General features: G+C 63.5%; 15 protein-coding genes. 8 read left to right on the top strand and 7 right to left on the bottom strand.

Features of this window, described 5'->3' with window-relative positions:
• Positions 1 to 108: 108 nt before the first annotated feature.
• Positions 109 to 1,923, bottom strand: coding sequence for a long-chain-acyl-CoA synthetase (locus tag SO139_RS13800; RefSeq protein ID WP_498540173.1), 1,815 nt, complete (start codon positions 1,921 to 1,923; stop codon positions 109 to 111).
• 246 nt (positions 1,924 to 2,169) lie between these two features.
• Between SO139_RS13800 and SO139_RS13795 the strand changes: the two genes are divergently transcribed.
• On the top strand, positions 2,170 to 2,583 hold the full coding sequence (locus tag SO139_RS13795; RefSeq protein WP_449381435.1) for a hypothetical protein: 414 nt from the start codon (positions 2,170 to 2,172) through the stop codon (positions 2,581 to 2,583).
• An 18-nt stretch (positions 2,584 to 2,601) separates the two neighbouring features.
• Here SO139_RS13795 and SO139_RS13790 read toward each other — a convergent pair whose 3' ends face one another.
• Positions 2,602 to 2,874 (bottom strand): DUF3551 domain-containing protein, encoded by a 273-nt coding sequence (locus SO139_RS13790; protein ID WP_449381436.1) that lies wholly within the window; start codon positions 2,872 to 2,874, stop codon positions 2,602 to 2,604.
• A 395-nt stretch (positions 2,875 to 3,269) separates the two neighbouring features.
• Here SO139_RS13790 and SO139_RS13785 point away from each other — a divergent pair, with 395 nt between their 5' ends.
• Entirely contained in the window at positions 3,270 to 6,410 is a 3,141-nt protein-coding gene (locus tag SO139_RS13785; protein ID WP_449381437.1) for a multidrug efflux RND transporter permease subunit, read from the top strand.
• Between the two features lie 167 nt (positions 6,411 to 6,577).
• On the opposite strand, the gene htpG is transcribed toward SO139_RS13785, so the two are convergent.
• Complete coding sequence (gene htpG, locus SO139_RS13780) at positions 6,578 to 8,446, bottom strand: molecular chaperone HtpG (RefSeq protein ID WP_449381438.1); 1,869 nt, start codon at positions 8,444 to 8,446, stop codon at positions 6,578 to 6,580.
• Positions 8,447 to 8,832: 386 nt separating this feature from the next.
• Here htpG and SO139_RS13775 point away from each other — a divergent pair, with 386 nt between their 5' ends.
• On the top strand, positions 8,833 to 9,972 hold the full coding sequence (locus SO139_RS13775) for an OpgC domain-containing protein (protein WP_449381439.1): 1,140 nt from the start codon (positions 8,833 to 8,835) through the stop codon (positions 9,970 to 9,972).
• Between the two features lie 58 nt (positions 9,973 to 10,030).
• Here SO139_RS13775 and SO139_RS13770 read toward each other — a convergent pair whose 3' ends face one another.
• The gene (locus SO139_RS13770) at positions 10,031 to 10,825 is read right to left on the bottom strand and encodes an MBL fold metallo-hydrolase (protein ID WP_498540168.1); all 795 of its coding nucleotides are present in this window, start codon (positions 10,823 to 10,825) and stop codon (positions 10,031 to 10,033) included.
• Positions 10,826 to 10,997: 172 nt separating this feature from the next.
• On the opposite strand from SO139_RS13770, the gene SO139_RS13765 reads away from it, so the two are divergent.
• On the top strand, positions 10,998 to 12,200 hold the full coding sequence (locus SO139_RS13765) for an MFS transporter (protein WP_449381441.1): 1,203 nt from the start codon (positions 10,998 to 11,000) through the stop codon (positions 12,198 to 12,200).
• A gap of 4 nt (positions 12,201 to 12,204) precedes the next feature.
• Here SO139_RS13765 and SO139_RS13760 read toward each other — a convergent pair whose 3' ends face one another.
• From SO139_RS13760 to SO139_RS13750, 3 genes are all read right to left on the bottom strand, one after another.
• The gene (locus tag SO139_RS13760) at positions 12,205 to 13,815 is read right to left on the bottom strand and encodes an acyl-CoA synthetase (protein ID WP_449381442.1); all 1,611 of its coding nucleotides are present in this window, start codon (positions 13,813 to 13,815) and stop codon (positions 12,205 to 12,207) included.
• Positions 13,816 to 13,994: 179 nt separating this feature from the next.
• Positions 13,995 to 14,483: a DUF2059 domain-containing protein gene (locus SO139_RS13755; RefSeq protein WP_449381443.1), complete on the bottom strand. Its 489-nt coding sequence runs from the start codon at positions 14,481 to 14,483 to the stop codon at positions 13,995 to 13,997.
• Between the two features lie 48 nt (positions 14,484 to 14,531).
• A complete protein-coding gene (locus SO139_RS13750; protein WP_449381444.1) occupies positions 14,532 to 15,752 on the bottom strand; it encodes an OpgC domain-containing protein in 1,221 nt (406 codons plus the stop codon).
• 238 nt (positions 15,753 to 15,990) lie between these two features.
• Here SO139_RS13750 and SO139_RS13745 point away from each other — a divergent pair, with 238 nt between their 5' ends.
• From SO139_RS13745 to SO139_RS13730, 4 genes are all read left to right on the top strand, one after another.
• The gene (locus SO139_RS13745) at positions 15,991 to 16,377 is read left to right on the top strand and encodes an MAPEG family protein (RefSeq protein WP_449381445.1); all 387 of its coding nucleotides are present in this window, start codon (positions 15,991 to 15,993) and stop codon (positions 16,375 to 16,377) included.
• Between the two features lie 14 nt (positions 16,378 to 16,391).
• Entirely contained in the window at positions 16,392 to 17,642 is a 1,251-nt protein-coding gene (locus SO139_RS13740) for a lytic murein transglycosylase (protein WP_449381446.1), read from the top strand.
• A gap of 501 nt (positions 17,643 to 18,143) precedes the next feature.
• On the top strand, positions 18,144 to 19,097 hold the full coding sequence (locus SO139_RS13735) for an ABC transporter substrate-binding protein (RefSeq protein WP_449381447.1): 954 nt from the start codon (positions 18,144 to 18,146) through the stop codon (positions 19,095 to 19,097).
• A gap of 4 nt (positions 19,098 to 19,101) precedes the next feature.
• The coding region (locus tag SO139_RS13730) for a hypothetical protein (protein WP_449381448.1) at positions 19,102 to 19,287 on the top strand (186 nt) is incomplete at its 3' end.

The raw sequence follows: 19,287 nt of genomic DNA, 5'->3' as shown, positions 1-19,287 counted from the left end.
GTCTTCCGGAGTGCCTGCTTCCCATTGCTCCGTGGTTTACCGGACAGAGGTAAATGGCTTCTTGGACAATTCGGATAAAATTGGACCTATCTCTGTTTTTGTAGTCCATTAGAGCCTGATAGAACCGTCAACAATTTGCGCATATGTCTCCTGGTCAACTGCGACATAGGCGCCGGACTTCGGCTCCATCACGTACAGCGGATCGGCGATCGCACGGGGATCAAATCCCTCGCGCGCAAGCTGGCTCTTCTTCTGCTTGAAAGTCTCGGTCGCATCGAGCTCGGTCGAGATACGGATGAAGACCGGACGGGCGTAATGAGGCAGGCGCGCGGCGAGATGACCCGCGAGCGCGGTGAGATCAAAGCCCTCGTTGACCACGATCGTGCTCATGCCGGCGCGGCCGTCGGTGCCGGGAATGCCGACGCCGTAGGTCGTTGCGTCGACCACGCCGGTGCAATCACGCACGGCGTCGTTGACCTCCGACGTCGCGACGTTCTCGCCTTTCCAGCGGAAGGTGTCGCCGATGCGGTCGACGAAGTGGAAAAAGCCCTTGTCGTCGAGCTGCATCAGGTCGCCGGTGCGGAACCAGGCATCGCCGTGAACGAAGACGTCGCGCAAAATCTTCTTCTCTGTCTCGCCGGCGTCGGTATAGCCCTCGAAACGGCCTCCGCCTTCATCGGCAGTGCCGATGCGGCCGATGGCTTCGCCGGCCTCGCCGCGTGCGCAGGCAATGCAAAGGCCGTCGGCATTGCGCAAGGGCATGCCGGCATCAGGATCGAGCTTGACGATCGTCGCCGGAAAACGATGCGCGAGCAGCGGCGGGATACGACCGATCGCGCCCGGCCTGCCCTCGACGTTGAACAGCGAGAAATTGCCCTCGGTCGCCGCATAGAATTCGAGGATGCGGGGAAGCGCAAAGCGCGCCTGGAAATCCTCCCAGATGTCGCCGCGCAGGCCGTTGCCGCAGACGAGCCGCAGGCGATGACGATTTTCGTATTCCGACGGCGGCGCCTTCAGGAGATAGCGGCAGAGTTCGCCGATATACTGGAACAGCGTGCAGTCATGCCGGACGATGTCGGGCCAGAAATTCGTCGCCGAGAATTTGTCCACGATCACCACCGAGCCGCCGGCGGCAAGCATGCTGCAGGGCGCGACGATTCCGCCGACGGAATGAAACAGCGGCAGGCAGTCGTAGAGCCGGTCCTGTGGCGTGGCACCGGTGAGACCAGCGAACCAAAAGCCCCAGTTGAGGATGCGGCGATGGCTGATGCTGGCGGCCTTCGGCAGGCCCGTCGTGCCGGAAGTGTAGATCAGTAGCGCGCGGTCATTGATGGTCACGTCGCCGTGCTCGTCCGGCGCGAGCGGGCCGTCATCGAGCGCGGCCAGCGCCACATCGATGGAGCGCTCGCTGCGCGCATCGCCATGGGTCCAGATCTTCGCAGCCGAAGTCAGGTGCGGCGTGGCATCGGCAAGCGCCTCGATGAGATCATGCGCGACGATGAGGTGGGACGGTTTTGCGACATCGATGCAATGCGCGAGCGACTGCCCGACCAGCTTGGTGTTGATCAGCGCGACGACGGCGCCGATGCGACTGATACCGAGCCAGGCGGCGACATAGTCGACGCCATTCGGCATGATCATACCGACAGTGTCGCCCTTCACAAGACCGACCGAGCGCGCCCAGCGCGCGTAGCGGTTGATGCGTTTTGCGAGCTGATCGTAACTGATCGTTTCGTCGTCCGTGACGAGCGCCGCGCGATCCGGCTGACGCCTCGCCCAATCCTCGACGACATCGGCGAACAGCCGGCCCGGCAGCGTCTCGATGCGCGCGGTGAGCTCGATCGCCTTCAGCCAGATTTTCGAGGCCGAGGGCGTGCGCGTCGATGTCGCCTGCTCGATGACGCCGGTGTTCATGTTGTTGATGTCTTTCGGCTGGCCACTCGTCTGTCACGGTAGCTATAGACCGCGAGCCCCTGACCAGGCGTTAAGAGACAAGGTAAAACGCGGTTAGTCCGCGATTAACTCTAGTCATTCCTTTACCAAGCCGACGGGAACGATGTACTGCCGTGGCGTACACCCACGCGCAACGCGGCTTGCGTCCGCAGCATCCACACCCGCAATCCCTAGCGGCTTGCCCTCGCCTCTCCTGCGCGCGCATTGTCTTGCGCCATGGGCAACAAATCTCGCGAGCGAATCTACGGCGCATCCGTTCGCGCGGCGGCGGAACGGGCGGCAGCGGCACGGAAAGAGGCCGACCGCCTGGCCTGCGAGGCCTGGAACAAGCGGATGCTGTCCTTTCAGGGGCCGGCGCAGCCGTCGCCGACGCTGGGCGACGCGCTGAACGCCGGCTACCGCTATCTCGAGGTGAAGTGCCTCGGCTGCGAGACGCACCAGACCGTCGCGCTCGATATCATCAGGCGCAAGAAGTCGACGCCGATCCACGAGCTGGAACGTTACATGCGCTGCCGGCAATGCTCGGAGCTGTCAGGGTTTCCCTACAAGCGCAGCCATCTCGTGGCGCTGCGCACCACGAGGATCTCCGTGCGCGATCCGCGCTCGGAATGGTGGCCTGGCGAGCGCTGACGGGCAAGCGCTGGCGCGCTAGTCGACCCGCTTGGGACGACGCCGCGGCTGTGGCTGATCGTAGTTGTAGTAGGGATTGACATCGCATGACGCGGACAGGCCTGAGGCCGTGGCGCGGCACTGCTCCAGCGACGTGAACGAGCAGTCGAACCAGTCGCTGCCACCACTGCGCATCCCTCCCGTGTAGACGTGCATGCACACCGGATAGCGCGGGTCGTAGCGCTGGGCGCTGGCAGGCGTCGCAGCCTGGAGCGCGGCGATGGCGATGATGGTCAGGAGCGGTATGCGCATCGGAAATTCCTCGAATCGGCAGCGACGGCGGGCGTCGCACGGTTCCGATATGGCATAACGCGGCGGCGGAGGCGACCGCTCCGCAACATACCTCTCCCGCTTGCGACGCACGTTCGAAAGAGGAGGCGAGCTGACGTCTTTTGACCTGCAGAAAGCGCATATCTGCGGGCCACCCCCGTTCGACAAAGGTCGCAATCATCCCCCGCAGGATTCCGTTCGCAAGCCGGCGCGAAGGGACTAATCTTGCTGTCACAACGCCGGCCCCGAACCGCCGATGGCTCAGGGCAATCAACAAGCTTTAGGCTGAAGGAAACGCACATTCGCGCTCGGGCTCTCGGGCGCGACTCCGCTTTTTGCGAGGAGAAGATGCGCTGGCCAGTCGATGGTTTCAGGGCATGCAAGAGAGCTTCTCGTCTCTGTTCATCCGTTACCCGATCGGCACCTCGCTGCTGATGGCGGGTATCCTGTTCGTCGGCCTCGTGGCCTATCCGCTGCTGCCGGTTGCACCGCTGCCGCAGGTCGACTTTCCGACCATCCAGCTTTCCGCATCACTCCCCGGCGGCAGCCCGGAAACGATGGCCTCCTCGGTGGCGCAGCCGCTCGAGCGGCAGCTCGCGCAGATCCCCGGCATCGCGCAGATGACATCGACGAGCTCGCTCGGTTCGGCCTCGATCACCATCCAGTTCGATCTCAACCGCCAGATCGACGCCGCCGCCAACGACGTTCAGGCCGCGATCAACGCGGCGAGCGGCCAATTGCCGAAAAACCTGCCCTCACCCCCTACCTATCGCAAGGTCAACCCGGCGGATTCGCCGATCATGATCCTGTCGGCAACGTCGGACACGCTGCCGCTGACCACAGTCAGCGACCGCACCGACGCCCAGCTTGCCCAGCAGATCAGCCAGATCTCCGGGGTTGCGCAGGTCTTCGTCGGCGGACAGCAGAAACCGTCGGTGCGCATCCAGGTCGATCCGGCAAAGCTCGTCGCCAAGGGCCTGTCGCTGGAGGACGTGCGCAGCCAGATCGCGATCACCACCACCGACAGTCCGAAGGGAAACATCGACGGCACGCGGCGCGCCTACACCATCTACGCCAACGACCAGCTGCTCGAAGCCGCGGCATGGCAGGACGTCATCATCGCCTATCGCAATGGCGCTCCCTTGCGCGTCCGCGACATCGGCGAGGCGATGGCCGGCCCCGAGGACATGAAGACCGCGGCGTGGGCCGACGGCAAGCGGGGCGTATTCCTCGTCATCTTCAAGCAGCCCGGCGCCAATGTCATCGACACCATCGACCGCATCAAGGCGCAACTGCCGCGGCTGGTGGCGGCGATCCCGCCGGCGATCGCCATCAAGATCATCAGCGATCGCACCATCACGATCCGCGACGCGGTCGAGGACGTGCAGATCACGCTCCTGATCACCATTGCGCTGGTGGTGATGGTGATCTTTCTCTTCCTGCGCAGCTTCTGGGCCACGATCATCCCGACCGTGACCGTTCCGCTGGCACTGCTAGGCGCCTGCTCGCTGATGTGGGTGTTCGGCTATTCGCTGGACAACCTCTCCCTGATGGCGCTGACGATCGCGGTCGGGTTCGTGGTCGATGATGCGATCGTGATGCTCGAGAACATCACCCGCTACGTCGAGCATGGCGAGCGACCGCTTGCCGCGGCTTACAAGGGGGCGGCGGAGATCGGCTTCACCATCGTCTCGATCAGCATCTCGCTGATCGCCGTGCTGATTCCCCTGCTGCTCATGGGCGGGATCATCGGCCGGCTGTTCCGCGAGTTCGCCGTGACGCTGGCCATGGCGATCTTCGTCTCGCTGGTGGTCTCGCTGACGCTGACGCCAATGATGGCCTCGCGCTTCCTGCGCGCCGGTCACGAGGCGCGGCATGGCCGCGCCTATCAGTGGAGCGAGCGGATGTTCGAGCGCCTGCTCGGCACCTATGAGCGCGGGCTCGACATCGCGCTCAAACACAGCTTCATCACGCTCTGCATCTTCTTTGCAACCATCGCGTTGTCGGTCTACCTCTTCATCCTGATCCCGAAGGGATTCTTCCCGCAGCAGGACAACGGCTTCCTGACTGCAGTCTCCGAGATGCCGCAGGACATCTCGTTTACGGAGATGAAGCGGCGCCAGGAGGAGCTCAACGCGATCGTGCAGGCCGATCCCGCCGTCGATTCGATCGCGATGTTCATCGGCGGCGGCGGCACCGCGCTGAATTCCGGGCGCATGTACATCACCTTGAAGCCACGGGAAGAGCGTGACGTCAGCGCGCAGCAGATCATCGCGCGATTGCGGCCGAAGCTCGCGGAGGTCGAGGGCGCCCGCCTCTATATGCAGGCCTCGCAGGACGTCCGCCTCGGCGGCCGCGCCACGCGCACCCAGTTCGAGTTCACGCTCCAGGACGCCAATCTCGCCGAGCTGAACGCATGGGCGCCAAAGATCCTGGAGGCGATGAAGACGCTGCCGCAGCTTCGCGATGTCGCGACCGACCAGCAAACCGAAGGCACGACGCTTCAACTCACCATCAACCGCGACGCCGCCGCACGCTACGGCATCCAGCCGCAGCTGATCGACGATACGCTCTATGATGCCTTCGGCCAGCGCCAGGTCACGCAGTATTTCACCCAGACCAACAGCTATCACGTGATCCTCGAGATCACCCCGGAGCTCCAGGGCAAGCTAAATACGCTCGACAAGCTCTACATCCGGTCGCCGCTGACGGGCGAGCAGGTGCCGCTTTCGGTCTTCTGCAGCTGGACCAATGTGCCGGTGCGGCCGCTCGCGATCGCGCATCAGGGCCAATTTCCGGCGGTGACGATCAGCTTCAACCTCGCCGAGGACGTGGCACTCGGGCAGGCGACCGACGCGGTCTCGCAAACCGTCAGCGAGATGCGCGCGCCGCCGACGCTGGCAACGAGCTTCCAGGGCACTGCCCAGGCATTCCAGCAATCGCTCGGCACCGTGCCGCTGCTGATCCTCGCCGCGCTCGTCGTGGTCTACCTGATCCTGGGCGTGCTCTACGAGAGCTACATCCACCCCCTCACCATTCTCTCAACGCTGCCTTCCGCCGGCGTCGGCGCGATCGCCATCCTGATGATCTTCGGCTTCGACTTCAGCCTGATCGCCTTGATCGGCATCATTCTCCTGATCGGCATCGTCAAGAAGAACGGCATCATGATGGTGGATTTCGCGATCGTCGCCGAACGCGAGCAGCATCTGTCGCCGGAGCAGTCGATCCGCCAGGCCGCGCTGCTGCGCTTTCGTCCCATCATGATGACGACGATGGCGGCGCTGCTCGGCGGCGTGCCCTTGATGCTCGGAACCGGCACCGGCGCGGAGATCCGCCAGCCGCTTGGCTATGCCATGGTCGGCGGCCTCCTGGTCAGCCAGGCCCTCACGCTGTTCACGACACCGGTCGTCTATCTCTATCTCGACCGCTTCTCCAATCTGCTCTCGCGCTGGATGGCAAAGAAGCCGAAACCGCAGGCAGAGGCCGCGCGCGACGAGCGGAAGGACGCGGCGGAGTGAGCGACGACGCCACAGTCTCCGTCATTGCGAGCGCAGCGAAGCAATCCAGGACCGTCTCCGCGGAGCAAATCTGGATTGCTTCGTCGCGGAGCCTGTCATCCGGCCCGCCGAAGGCAGGACCGGGTGGCTCCTCGCAATGACGAGCCTTGGGGAACAGCGCGTTCCGCCTATCCACCCAACCCTTTTAGTACCAGGCGGTTCAGCCTGGCGGCGAAGGCGGACGGGTCTTCCGGCAATTCGCCATCGAGGATCTGAGCCTGCTCCAGCAGCAGCAGGCAGAGATCATCGACTACCGTAGAGCCGGCCGGCGCCCTGGTGATTGCGGTGACCAGGGGATGGCGCAGATTGACCTCGAGGATTGGCCTGGAGCGCTCGCCGCGGTTCTGCTGCGCGAGAAGGCGCTCTAGCTCGCGGCTTGGACCATGGCTATCGGCGACGAGGCAGGATGCGGAGCTCGTGAGACGCGTCGAGGCCTTCACGTCGCTGACGCGCTCGTTGAGGGAGCCCTTGATCAGCGCGATGGTGGCGGCTTCATCAGCCGCTGGCTCGTCCTTCGACTCGTCGTCGACGCGGGGGATCAGGTCGAGGTTGAGATCGCCCTGGCCCAGCGACTTCAGCGGCTTGCCGTCGAACGACATCGGCATCGAGGTCCAGAAGGCATCGACGGGATCGGTGAGCAGCAGCACCTCGATGCCGCGCGCAGCCGCCGCCTCCAGACGTGGACTGGACTTCAGCCGCTCGATGCTGTCGCCGACGAGGTAATAGATTTCGGTCTGGTTCGGCTTGAAGTTGGCGACGACGTCCTTCAGCGAGCGCTTCTCGTCCGAGGTCGTCGTGAAACGCGACAGCGCCAAGAGCTTCTCGCGGCGCTCGAAGTCCTCGTAGATACCCTCCTTCAACACCGCGCCAAAAGCGTCCCAGATCTTCGCAAAATTCTCCGCGTCTTTTTCGGCGAGGCTTTCGAGCTCAGAGACGACGCGGGTGGCGACCGCTTTGCGGATCTGTGTGAGCTGCGGGTTGTTCTGCAGCATCTCGCGGGAAATGTTGAGCGGCAGGTCCTCGCTGTCGACGACGCCGCGGATGAAGCGCAAGTACCCCGGCAACAGATCGGCATCGTCGGTGATGAAGACGCGCCGGACATAAAGCTTGACCCTTCCCTTGCGCGACGGCTCGAACAGGTCGAACGGCTTCGTCGACGGGGCGAACAGGAGCACGGCATAGGAATAACGGCCCTCGGCGCGATAATGCAGCGTCATCGCGGGATCATCGAAGGCGGTAGCGATCTGCTGATAGGCCTTCTTGTAGTCGTCGGCCGAAAGTTCCGATTTCGAGCGCTGCCACAGCGCGCTCGCCGAATTGATCTGCCGCGGCTCGCCTTCTGCCGGCACCAGCTCGATGGGAAAGAGGATGTTGTCGGAATAGGCGGAGACGACGCGCTGGATCTCGTAGTCTTCCAGATATTTCTTCGCATCCTCCTTCAAGTGCAGCACGATCTCGGTGCCACGGCTCACGCGCGCGGCGTCTTCGTCGCTCGCGCGCGCGATCTCGAAACCGGAGCCGCCCGACGAGGTCCAGGTCCAGACGTCGCTCTCGCCGGCCCTACGGCTGATGACGAGGATCCTGTCCGCAACCATGAAGGCGGAATAGAAACCGACGCCGAACTGGCCGATCAGCCCGAGGCCGTCCTTGGCCTCCTTCAGCTTCGCCACGAAAGCCTTGGTGCCCGAGCGGGCGATGGTGCCGAGATGGTCGATCAGCTCCTGCCGCTCCATGCCGATGCCGTTGTCGGCGATGGTCAGCGTGCCGGCCTGCTTGTTGGGGACGATGCGGATCTTGGGCGCGTCGCCATCGCCGAGCAACGCCGGGGTCGCGATCGCCTCGTAGCGGAGCTTGTCGCAGGCATCCGACGCGTTCGAAATCAGCTCGCGCAGGAAGATGTCGGTCTCGGAGTAGACGGAGTGCACCATCAGGTGCAGGAGCTCGGACACCTCGGCCTGGAAAGGCTGCGAATGCACAGCCGTATCTGACGTCGTCATGCGTTTATCCGATCGAAACTGGATGAGGAAACCCGGGATATAGCGCACGGGCGCGGCAGATCAAGAGGTTGTGATGAGCATTCTTCTCCCGCTCTTGTGCAGGGCCATCGCAATGACGTTGCGAACGGCCCCTCCACGTCGTCATGGCCGGGCTTGTCCCGGCCATCCACGGCCTTTCCCGCAGCACGAAGTACGTGGATGCCCGGGACAAGCCCGGGCATGACGAGCTTGTGGCGCCGGCATGCCGAACCCACGCGTTTCGCAAATGCGACAGCCCTGCCTTCTTCCGAGAGAGGGGAAAGACAGTCCCCGTTCACGGAATCGCTACTCGGATCGTGCGATGGTTATCGTTAAAAGCGTCGCCCCTGATTCCCATTTCTTTTGCAATGAAACCGTCCATTAAGGCGACTCTCGCCGCACATAGCCACGATGCCAGGCTTTATCTCACGCTCGGGATTGCCAACTGGTCGATCTTCCTCGACCACGTGCCGAACAACGTCGTCAATCTGCTGACCTTGCGCAATTTCGGCTTCAGCGGGGCCGCCGACCTGTTCGTGTTCGTGGTGGGCTATGGCGTCACCATCATCCACGGCAAGATGGCGCTGGAGCGTGGCTTCGTGGTCGCGGCAACCCGTATCTTCGGTCGCGTCTGGCGGCTCTATGCGGCCTACGTCGTGCTGTTCGTGATCTATATCGACGCCATCGCGTACGTCGCCTCGCAATCGACCGCGCCGGAGATCATCCACGAGTACAACATCTCCGGGATTCTCGAACATCCCCTTCGCATCCTGGTGCGCGGGCTGGTGCTCCAGGAAGAGCCGCTCAACCTCGACCTGCTGCAATTGATGATCCCGCTGATGGCGTTCTTTCCGCTGGCGCTGTGGGGCCTGTTCCGGCATCCAAACCTGACGCTACTCGCATCGATCGCGGTGTACTTCGCGGCGAGGTATTTCGGCTGGACGTTCCGGATCTCTCCGGACAGCGAATGGACCTTCAATCCGTTCTGCTGGCAGATGCTGATGGTGCTGGGCGGTTGGTTCGCGGTGACCGGCGCGCCTGCCCGGGCGCTGCACGGCATGTCCTGGCTGCGCGCGCTCGCGGGCGCCTATCTCGTGTTCGCGATGGCGGTCACCCTGGCGCGGCATTCACCGGCGCTTTCCGCCTATCTGCCGGATGCCGTGCTCGGCATCTTCACCCCCGACAAGGAAAACCTCGCGCCGCATCGCGTGCTGCATTTCCTCGCGCTTGCCTTCCTCGCCACGTATCTGGTGCCGGCCGATCATCCGGCCTTGCTGTGGAAATCACTGCAACCGGTGATCCGGAGCGGTGAGGAATGGCTCGCGGTGTTCTGCGTCAGCGTGTTCCTGTCCTTCGCCGCGCACTTGATCCTGATCACGGGACCCAATCTCGTGGCGATGCAGATCCTGGTCAGCCTTTCGGGCCTCGCGGCCATCGCGGCCGTGGCCTACTACATCTCCTGGTCCAGGCGGCAGGACCTGCCCGCCGCCTTGCGGCAGCGGGCCTAGAGCATGATCCGGAAAAGTGTGGAGCGCTTCTCGGAAAGATCTGCTCAAACAACAACGGTCAGGCGATCGCGGCGAGATAGCGCGCAACGGACGCGTCGAACGCCGCCTTGGCACCGTCTGCGATGTTACGGCCCCACCAGGCGCCGTAGATGCGATCGAAGGCGAGCGGCGCGACGGTTTCCGCAATCCGCCGTACCGCAGCCGCGTTCAGCGGCGTGTAGTTCGGATATGAATACATGAAGCTGACGAAGCGGCGGTCCATCGTCACCTGCGCGATGTCGCCGGTGAGCAGCGCACCCTTGCCGTCCACGCCGCGCGTCCAGTAGGTGGCGCCGGCAAAATGGCCACCGCTGCGCAACAGGGTGATGCCGTCCGAGAGCCGGCGACTGTCGCCGGTCCAGTGTTCGATTGCGCGATGTGGCCGCGTCACCCATTGGCGATCGTCGGCATGGAGATAAACGGGCGCGCTGAAGGCTTCGCTCCAGTCGGCAAGCGCGCCATAGAAATGCGGATGCGAGATCGCGATCGCCTTCAACCCGCCGAGCGATCTGACATGCTCGATCGCCTCGCGGGTCGCCAGCGGAACGCAGTCCCACATCACGAAAGCACCGCCGTCCGGAATGAGCAGCGCCCGCTGGCCGATGGCAAAGCTCGGCTCGAGCGCAAGACCGGTGAGGCCGCGATCATCCCGCCACGCCACGCGGCAGCGCTCGGTGAGGGTCTCGCGGGACAGAAACGTCTGCCCCTTCCAGTTCACGAATTGCCGTTCGTCCTCGCAGATTGGACAAGATTCCGGCAGCTTCTCGTTCGACGGGAATTGCGCGCCGCAGGTCTCGCAGGTCCAGAGTGGCATGGCGTACTCCAGGAAGGACATCGATCAACAATGATCAAGATGTGACGGCCGGACCGCTCCTCCGCAAGAGCGGCTGGAACCAATGGGATCACCATCCGTTACGTTTTGGTCCACGCAAGATCAAGGCAACCCGCCAGCACCGGTTTCGGTTGAGGCCACGCTTGACGTATCGATGACATCGCGGTCCCCCTCCTCGCCTCGTCTCTGGCCCCTCTTCGCGCTCAATTTCTTCATGGCCGACATGCAGTCGGGCATCGGGCCGTTCGTCGGCGTGTTCCTCCAGGAGCGCGGCTGGGCGAGCGGGTTGATCGGCACCGCCATGACCATCGGCAACGTCGCGGGCATGCTGATCACGACGCCGATCGGCGGCTTCATCGACGCCAGCCGCAACAAGCGCTTGTGGGTGGTGATCCCCGGCGTCTGCGTCGTTCTCGCCTCCGTAATCATCCTGATCTCGCAGAACTTCTGGGCGGTGACGTTCTCGCAAGTGGCGCAGTCGCTGGCGAGCGCCGCGATCGTGCCGGCGGTGACCGGCATCACGCTCGGCATCGCCAAGCAGAAGGGCTTCAATGCGCTGAACGGCCGCAACCAGGCATTCAACCACGCCGGCAACATGGTCGGCGCGGCGCTGTCGGGCTACCTCGGCTACAGATACGGCTATGTCTCGGTGTTCATGCTGGCCGCGGCATTCGGCGCCATCGCGATCGCCTGCGTGCTGATGATCCCGGCGAAATCGATCGACGACCGCGTCGCACGCGGCAGCAAGGAGGACGACTCCAAAGCTCCGCCGGATGCGATGAAGATGCTGCTGAGGCACAAGCCGCTGCTGGTGCTGGCACTGGCGCTCGCCATCTTCCATCTCGGCAACGCCGCGATCGTGCCACTTTACGGGCTCGCGGCGGTCGCCGAGGGCCAGGCCAACGGGCCGAGCTTCGTCGCCACGACGGTAGTAGTTGCGCAAGGCGTGATGGTCGCGACGTCTCTGATCGCCATGAAGGTCGCGAGCAAGCGCAATTACTGGCCGGTGATCCTGGTCTCCTTCATGTTCCTGCCGATCCGCGGCGTGCTCGCCTACTTCCTCACGGGATGGTGGGGCGTGGTACCGGTGCAGGTGCTCGACGGCATCGGCACGGGATTGCAGACGGTCGCCGTGCCCGGCGTGGTCGCGCGCTCGCTCAACGGTACCGGCCGCATCAATCTCGGCCAGGGCGCCGTCATCACCGTGCAGGGCGTCGGGGCAAGCCTCAGCCCCGCGCTCGGCGGCTGGATCGCAGAATGGATCGGCTACGGCCCGACCTTCCTGCTGCTCGGTGGCTTCGGGCTGGCCTCGACGGTGCTGTGGCTCGCCTTCGGCGCGGCGATGAAGAAGTATTGAGCTCTCACGTCCCGAAATTCTTCTGGATCGCCTTGTCGAGCGTGTCGCTGCCGACGAAGCGCTGGCGCAGTTCGCGCTTGAGCAGCTTGCCGCTCGGATTCTTCGGCAGGCTGTCGACGAACACCACGCGCTTGGGCACCTTGAAATGCGCCATCTGCCCCGCACAATGCTTGATGACGCTCTCCTCGTCCAGCGTCTCGCCGGACTTGACCACGATGATCGCGGTGACCGCCTCGATCCAGCGCGGATCGGGCAGCCCGACCACCGCGACCTCCGACACCGCGGGAATGCGGTAGACCATCTCCTCGACCTCGCGGCTCGCGACGTTCTCGCCGCCGGTCTTGATCATGTCCTTCACGCGGTCGACAACAGTGATGTAGCCCTCGGCATCGACGGTGGCGAGATCGCCGGAATGAAACCAACCGCCGGAAAATGCCGCTGCGGTCTTCGCCGGGTCGTTGTAATAGCCGGACAGAAGATGCGGCGAACGGTGCACGATCTCGCCGACCTCACCGACCCCGACGTCCTCCATCGCCGTGTTGACCACGCGCGTCTCGACGTTGATCGTCGGCTTGCCGGCCGAGCCGGCCTTGCGGAGCTGGTCCTCGGGCTGGAGCACGGTGGCGAGCGGCGCGATCTCGGTCTGCCCGTAGAAATTCCAGAATTTGACGTTCGGCAGGCGACGCTGCAATTCGAGCAGCACCTCCACCGGCATGATCGAGGCGCCGTAATACCCCTTTTGCAGGCTGGACAGATCGGTCTTGTCGAAATGGGGCGAGCGCAGCATCGCGATCCAGATCGTCGGCGGCGCGAAGAAGGCGGTGATCCGGTGAGACGCGATCAGCGCCAGGATGTTGTCGGCGGTGGGCTTGCCCGTGATCACGCCGGACGCACCGAGATAGATTTGCGGCCCCAGGAACACGTCGAGCTGGGCGCAATGGTAGAGCGGCAGCGCGTGCAGCACGTTGTCATGCGCACTCATGCCGCCGTCGATGATGCAGCTCACATACTGCCACATCACCGCTTCATGGGTCAGCATCGCGCCCTTGGGCAGCGATTCCGTGCCGCTGGTGTAGATGATCTGGGCGAGGTCGCGGGCATCGACGGATGCCTCGAAGAACGAACCGTCGGAATGCAGGAGATCGCCGAAATTGGTGAGCCCTACGGGCGGCGACGCCGGATCCTCGCCAGGCAGCCAGATCAGCTTCTCCACCGCGCAGTCCTTGGCGCTTGCGGCGCGCGCGGGCTCGACGAAATCGGGACCGGTCGCCAGCACCTTCGCACCGGAATTCTTCAGGATGAAATTGATCTCGTCCGGATTGAGCATGAAGTTGATCGGGACCAGCACCGCGCCGACCCGCGCCACGGCAAAGCGCAGCGCTGCGAACGCGTGGGAATTGCGCGAAAGCACCGCCAGACGATCGCCCTTGCGGACGCCGAGGTCATCGAGGCCGCGCGCCAGGCGATTGCAGATCCTGTCGAGCTCGGCAAAGGTCCACTTCACGCTGCCGCAGGAAACAGCGGGCTTGTTCGGTTCGCGGGCTGCCGAGCGGCGCAGGAGATCGCCGATCGAATGCTCGCGGGCCTTCGAGATGGTGGCCGAGATATCGGTCATGCTGGCTTCCCCCGTCGTGTTTTTCGTTTGGCGTTGAGGGAAGCTATAATTTCAACGGCGTTGCCGGTCAATTTGAGTGGACCTGCGCGCAACGAGCATTGCGGGGCCATCCTGACGCCTTAACGCAAGTCATTCTCGTGTGCTTGCTCGTGGGCTTTTGTCGCGCCTCCACGGCAGGCTCAGAGCTTGTGCCCCTTTTGCCGCAGCGCCTCGGTCAGGCGCTGCTTCAATTCGTCGGCGGCCTTGCGGCTGACATCCTGGGCGATCTGCGCGCTCGCCTGCGTCAGCGCGTCCGATTTCTCCAGCAGCTTCCGCCCCGCCGGCTGGGCGTAGAAGGCCTCGATCTGGCGCAGCTCGTCCACCGTGAAGGTGGCGGCATAGACCGCTGCGATCTGCTCGATCATCTGGTCGACGAACGGCGCGTAGATATCCGAGCTCGTCGCCGTCATGGCGTCGAAGTCGCGCTCGATCTCGGGCCTGTCCTGGGCCAGGACGGGGCGCAGCTTGAGCAGGAGCTGCGGCAGCAGCGCGCGATATTGCTCCGCCGTCTTCATGGTGATCACGAGCTTGCGCGCCGCGCTCATCGCCTCGGGCGACGGCGCCTGCGCGGCTGCGGTGCAGGTGAGGAACAGCAAGGTGCCCGCGATCGTCAACCAGCCTCTCGACATGAACCTCTCCATGAGAATTCGCCAAAATTCGAGCGCCGCAATCGCCTCTCAGCTGCCGGCACCGGCCGCGACGACAGGGGCTGTCTTGTCGCGATCGGGCACCGGCTCGGGCTCCTCTTCCTCCTCGAGCACGTCCACGAACAGGTCCGGAATTTGTTTCGCCCGGTCGAACAGCCACGCAACGACGATCATGACCGCAATGCCGGCGAAGGAGACAGCGAGTTGCTCCCACGTGCCCTTGGTATATTGGGTCAGGATCCAGTGTGCGGAGAACGACAGGAACACGCCGAGACAGAAGATCGGCAGCGAGTGCTGCCCGCACAGGATGACCGGGCGCAGCCATTTGGTGTGAAGCGCCTTCCAGTGGCGCGGCACGAGCTGCGTCACCCAGACCGCCAGCGCCAGGAAGTGCGTGAAGCGCAGCATGTCGAGGTCGGTCTTGTCGATCGGGTAGATCGCCTTGATCATCCACTTGGGGATCAACGCCTCGAGGGTATGAACGTGCCAGGTCATCACGATCAGGAACGCAAAGGCGATCCAGGCGGCCGCTAGTCCCATCACAGGCTTCGACCATACCCATTTCGCGATCTGGTCCACCGCGCCGGAGCCGCACCAGGCCGCGAACACGAACATCAGCTGCCAGCAGAACGGATTGAAGTACCAGGTCGTGCCGGGCGGATAGGACGCGACATTCCAGTCGAACCAGCGCGACAGCACGTAGAGCACTGCGGATGCAGCCAGCGTGAGGTTCGGGCGCCGCACCAGGCACCACACGATGAAGGGCGAGGCGAACACCAGCGTGATGTAGAGCGGCAGGACGTCGAGATTGACCGGCTTGTATTTCAGCAGGATCGCCTGGCCGATCAGCTCGTCCGGATGCGCCAGGAAATTGAACACGTTGAACTCGTGCTCATACATCGGGTTGTCGAACCGCCGCGCGGTGCGCGCGATCTGGGCCGTGAACAGCAGGAACAGCATGATGTGGGCGACATACAGTTCGGCCGTGCGCTTCCACAGACGCTTGAGTGCGGCGAGGAAGAAGCCGCCCCGCACGATCGGCGCGTAGATCCAGCCGACGAGATAGCCGGAGATGAAGACGAAGAACTCGGCGGCGTCGCTGAATCCGTAGTTGCGCAAGGTCAGCCACGACACGACGTCGTGCGGGATGTGATCGAGGAAGATCATCCACAAGCCGATGCCGCGGAAGAGATCGAGTCGCAGATCGCGCTCGATCGGCGACAAGAGAGCTGCCGAATCTCGGTTGATCATGGCTCCGCCCCGTTTTTCCAAGGACAGTCTCGCGGCAGATGAGCCGCCCCAATCAATCAATGCTGAAATTGACGCGGCTACGCCACCTAACCCGGTGGCTAGCGGCAAGGGTAGCGGACATCGGCTCCGCGGAAAAGAAGCTTTGTCGCGCCGACGGGCGTCGGGATCCGCCGGCCGGACTTTCCCAGAACGGCGCAATCTGATCTGCTTCCGCCTCGATTCTTGGGGGGAGACTGCGATGAACGTCGCCATCATCTGCACCGCCTTGCTCGGCCTGCTGCTGTTCGGCCTCGGGCTTTACGTTTCGATCCTGCGCGGCAGGTTCAGGCGGAGCATCGGCCATGACCTCGGCCCCACCGACCCCATTCACCGCGCGGTGCGGGCGCATGCCAACACGGCCGAATACGCGCCGTTCTTCGCGGCGATGTTTCTCTGGTTCGCAACGCGCCCGGCCCCAGGCTGGATCATCGTGACGATCGTGGTGGCGACGATCGCGCGCTTTTCCCTTGCCGCCGGGCTGCTGTGGGGCAAGTCGCTCAACCGGCCCAATCCGGCGCGCTTTGCCGGCGCATTGTTCACCTATCTCTGCGGGCTGGCGCTGGCGGTCGGACTGGTGGTCGCGTGAGACACCCTCGCCTCATGGACCTTTTACGACGCACGGCGATCTCTGGAACAATCGCGCTCGTCGTGCTGATGCAGGTGCTGGAGGCTCGCGCCGACCCCGCCTTCGACGCGTGGCGCGCGCAGCTATGGCAGGACGCCAAGGCACGCGGCGTGAAGCAGGCGGTGTTCGACCGCGCGACCGATGTCCAGCTCGATCTTGGCCTGCCGGATCTCGTCATCCCCGGCCGCCCCGTGAAGGAGCAGGCCGAATTCGTAAAGCTGCCGGCGGACTATTTGCCCCGGCAACAGCTCACAGGGCTGGCCAGGACCGGCGCGCGGCATTTCCAAACCTACCGCGACCTGCTCGCGCGCATCGAGGCCGCCTACGGCGTCCCCGGCAACGTCGTCATCGCGATCTGGGGCCGCGAGACCGATTACGGAACTGAAGTACAGCGCCATCCCGTGTTCCAGGCGCTGGTGACGCAGGCCTATCTCGGCCGCCGCAAGGACCTGTTCCGGACCGAGCTCCTGATCGCGCTCGACCTGGTCCAGCAGGGCACCATCAGCCTGGACGCGAAGGGCTCCTATACGGGGGCGATGGGCCAGACACAGTTCGAGCCCTCGGACTTCCCAAAATTCGCGGCCGATGGCGACGGCGACGGCAAGATCGATCTCGAGCGCTCCATCCCCGACGCGCTCGCCTCGGGCGCCAAGCAGCTTCGCGACTATGGCTGGCAGCGCGGCAAGCGATGGGGGTTCGAGGTTCGTCTGCCGCCGACCGTGAGCTGTGTGGAGAGCTCGCCCGACATCAAGCGGCCGCTCGAAGCCTGGCTGAAGCTCGGCGTCACGCCGGTGAGCGATGCCGGCACCGCCACCGGCATGCTGCAGGACCAGGCGCAACTGGTCATGCCTGCTGGCGTTTACGGCCCGGCCTTCCTCGTCTTCGCCAACTTCCAGGCGATCCGCAGCTACAACCAATCCGACGTCTATGCGCTGTTCGTCGGGCATCTCGCCGACCTCATCGCCGGCGGCGCCCCGTTCGAAAAGCCCTGGGCCAAGCTCAAGCCGCTGCGCAACAGCGAGGTCGCGGCGATCCAGACCCAGCTCGCCAAGGGCGGCTATTATTCCGATGCGATCGATGGCCGGCTTGGTACTGTCACAAGGCGGGCAATCGGACAGTACCAGCAGCGCGCGGGCCTGACCGTCGATTGCTGGCCGTCGCAGGAGCTGCTCGCCAGCCTGCGCGGAGCGCCGGCGCCGGGTGGGGCGAGACCGGGGCAAAACTAAAATGTCGAAAACAACCCCATGCAAAGTAGAACGGCTGATGGCGCGACGCATTGCTGATTTTACGAAATTGATTGACGCATCGGGCAAATCAGGGGTATTGTTGTATCATCGCACCTAGACCGAGTGGACGCTCCTTGCCGCTTCGTGGCGAAAGCCAGCGCCATGAAACATCGCCGCCCTGGACTCATTAAGGCGCAGCCATAGCCTGATTGACGCGAGTTGAACGAAGGCAAGGTAGTTGGCAGCAAGCCTGTCATAGCGCGTCGCCACCCGACGACATGTTTGATCCTGTTGCAACGCTTCCGGCTCGGCCCCGGTTCGGCGCTTACGAGCAGAAGCGGACATCAACCTGCCGACAATCCCTGATGAATCCCGTCGAAAATGACCCATCTGCGACATCAGCGCGCATATTGCTCCAATGCACAATACCCGTAGGATTTTGAAGCCTATGTTAGGCTGTCGCTCGGCCTTGAGGGCGACGAAATGCGACGGCGCGATTTCATGACGCTTGTCGGCGGTGCGGTGGCGGCGTTGCCGCTCTCAGCGCAGGCCCAGAAAGCGGGACGGACCTATCGCCTGGGTTGCTTGTCTCCGCATCCTCGCGACATACCCTTTAACGTACGTTTTTTCGACAAACTACGGCGCGCCGGTTTCATTGAAGGCCAAAACCTCACGATTGATTACCTCGCCTTTGCACCTCATATCGATCTGATTTCGCAACATGTGGCGAAGCTGGTCATAGCCCAACCGGATGTCATCTATGCTGCTGGACCCGAGGCAGTTAACGCCGTACAGCAGGCAACCAAGAGCATTCCCATCGTTGGGATCACAGGCGATATGGTCGGGGAGGGATTGGTGAAATCGTTCGCCCGGCCCAATGGCAATATCACGGGGATCAGCATTTTTGCCCCTGAGCTTGACGGCGTGCGGCAAGACATCCTGATCGAAGCCATGCCTGGAATTCGCCGCATGGCGGCTCTCGCCGATCCCAGCAACCCAACTGAGGCGATGGCTCGCACTCTGCAAGATGCGGCGCGCGCAAAAAACGTCGAGCTTTCAATCTATCGCATCACCAGAGCTGAGGAGATCGCAGCGACTATCGACAAGGCACGCACATCGGGGGCTTCGGCGCTGAATATTCTTAATTCCGGGATGCTCGACGGCAATACTCCGCTGATTATAGAACGAGTTGCAGCACTGCGCCTTCCAACCATCTATATGTGGGCCAGCTGGGCCGAGAACGGTGGCTTTATCGGCTACGGCCCATCCGAGGATCACTTAGCAGACCTTACTGCCCGATTTGCGGCGAGCCTTTTGCGCGGCACGATGCCTGCCGATCTGCCGGTCGAACAGCCGACGAAATTCGAACTGGTGATCAACCTCAAGACCGCTAAGGCGATGGGTGTGACGGTTCCCGAGGTCTTGTTGGCGCGCGCTGACAAGTTGATGGAGTGAGAAGGTGCTGTTTGCTGCATTGCATGAGTCTGCACATGTGAAGGATTTCGGATGCCGGCCGCTTGAGGGACGGCGCGGCGTATTCGGCGGCCGGCGTCCGAAAGCCTCCAAGGGCGAGCGGTTTAGATGCTATGGGCCGAGCGGCGAGGCCATGGCACCATCGTCGCGGCAACAAAGCGATGGAGCGCCC

Source organism: Bradyrhizobium sp. UFLA05-89 (assembly GCF_059803475.1).
This window is presented reverse-complemented; position numbering and strand designations above follow the sequence as displayed.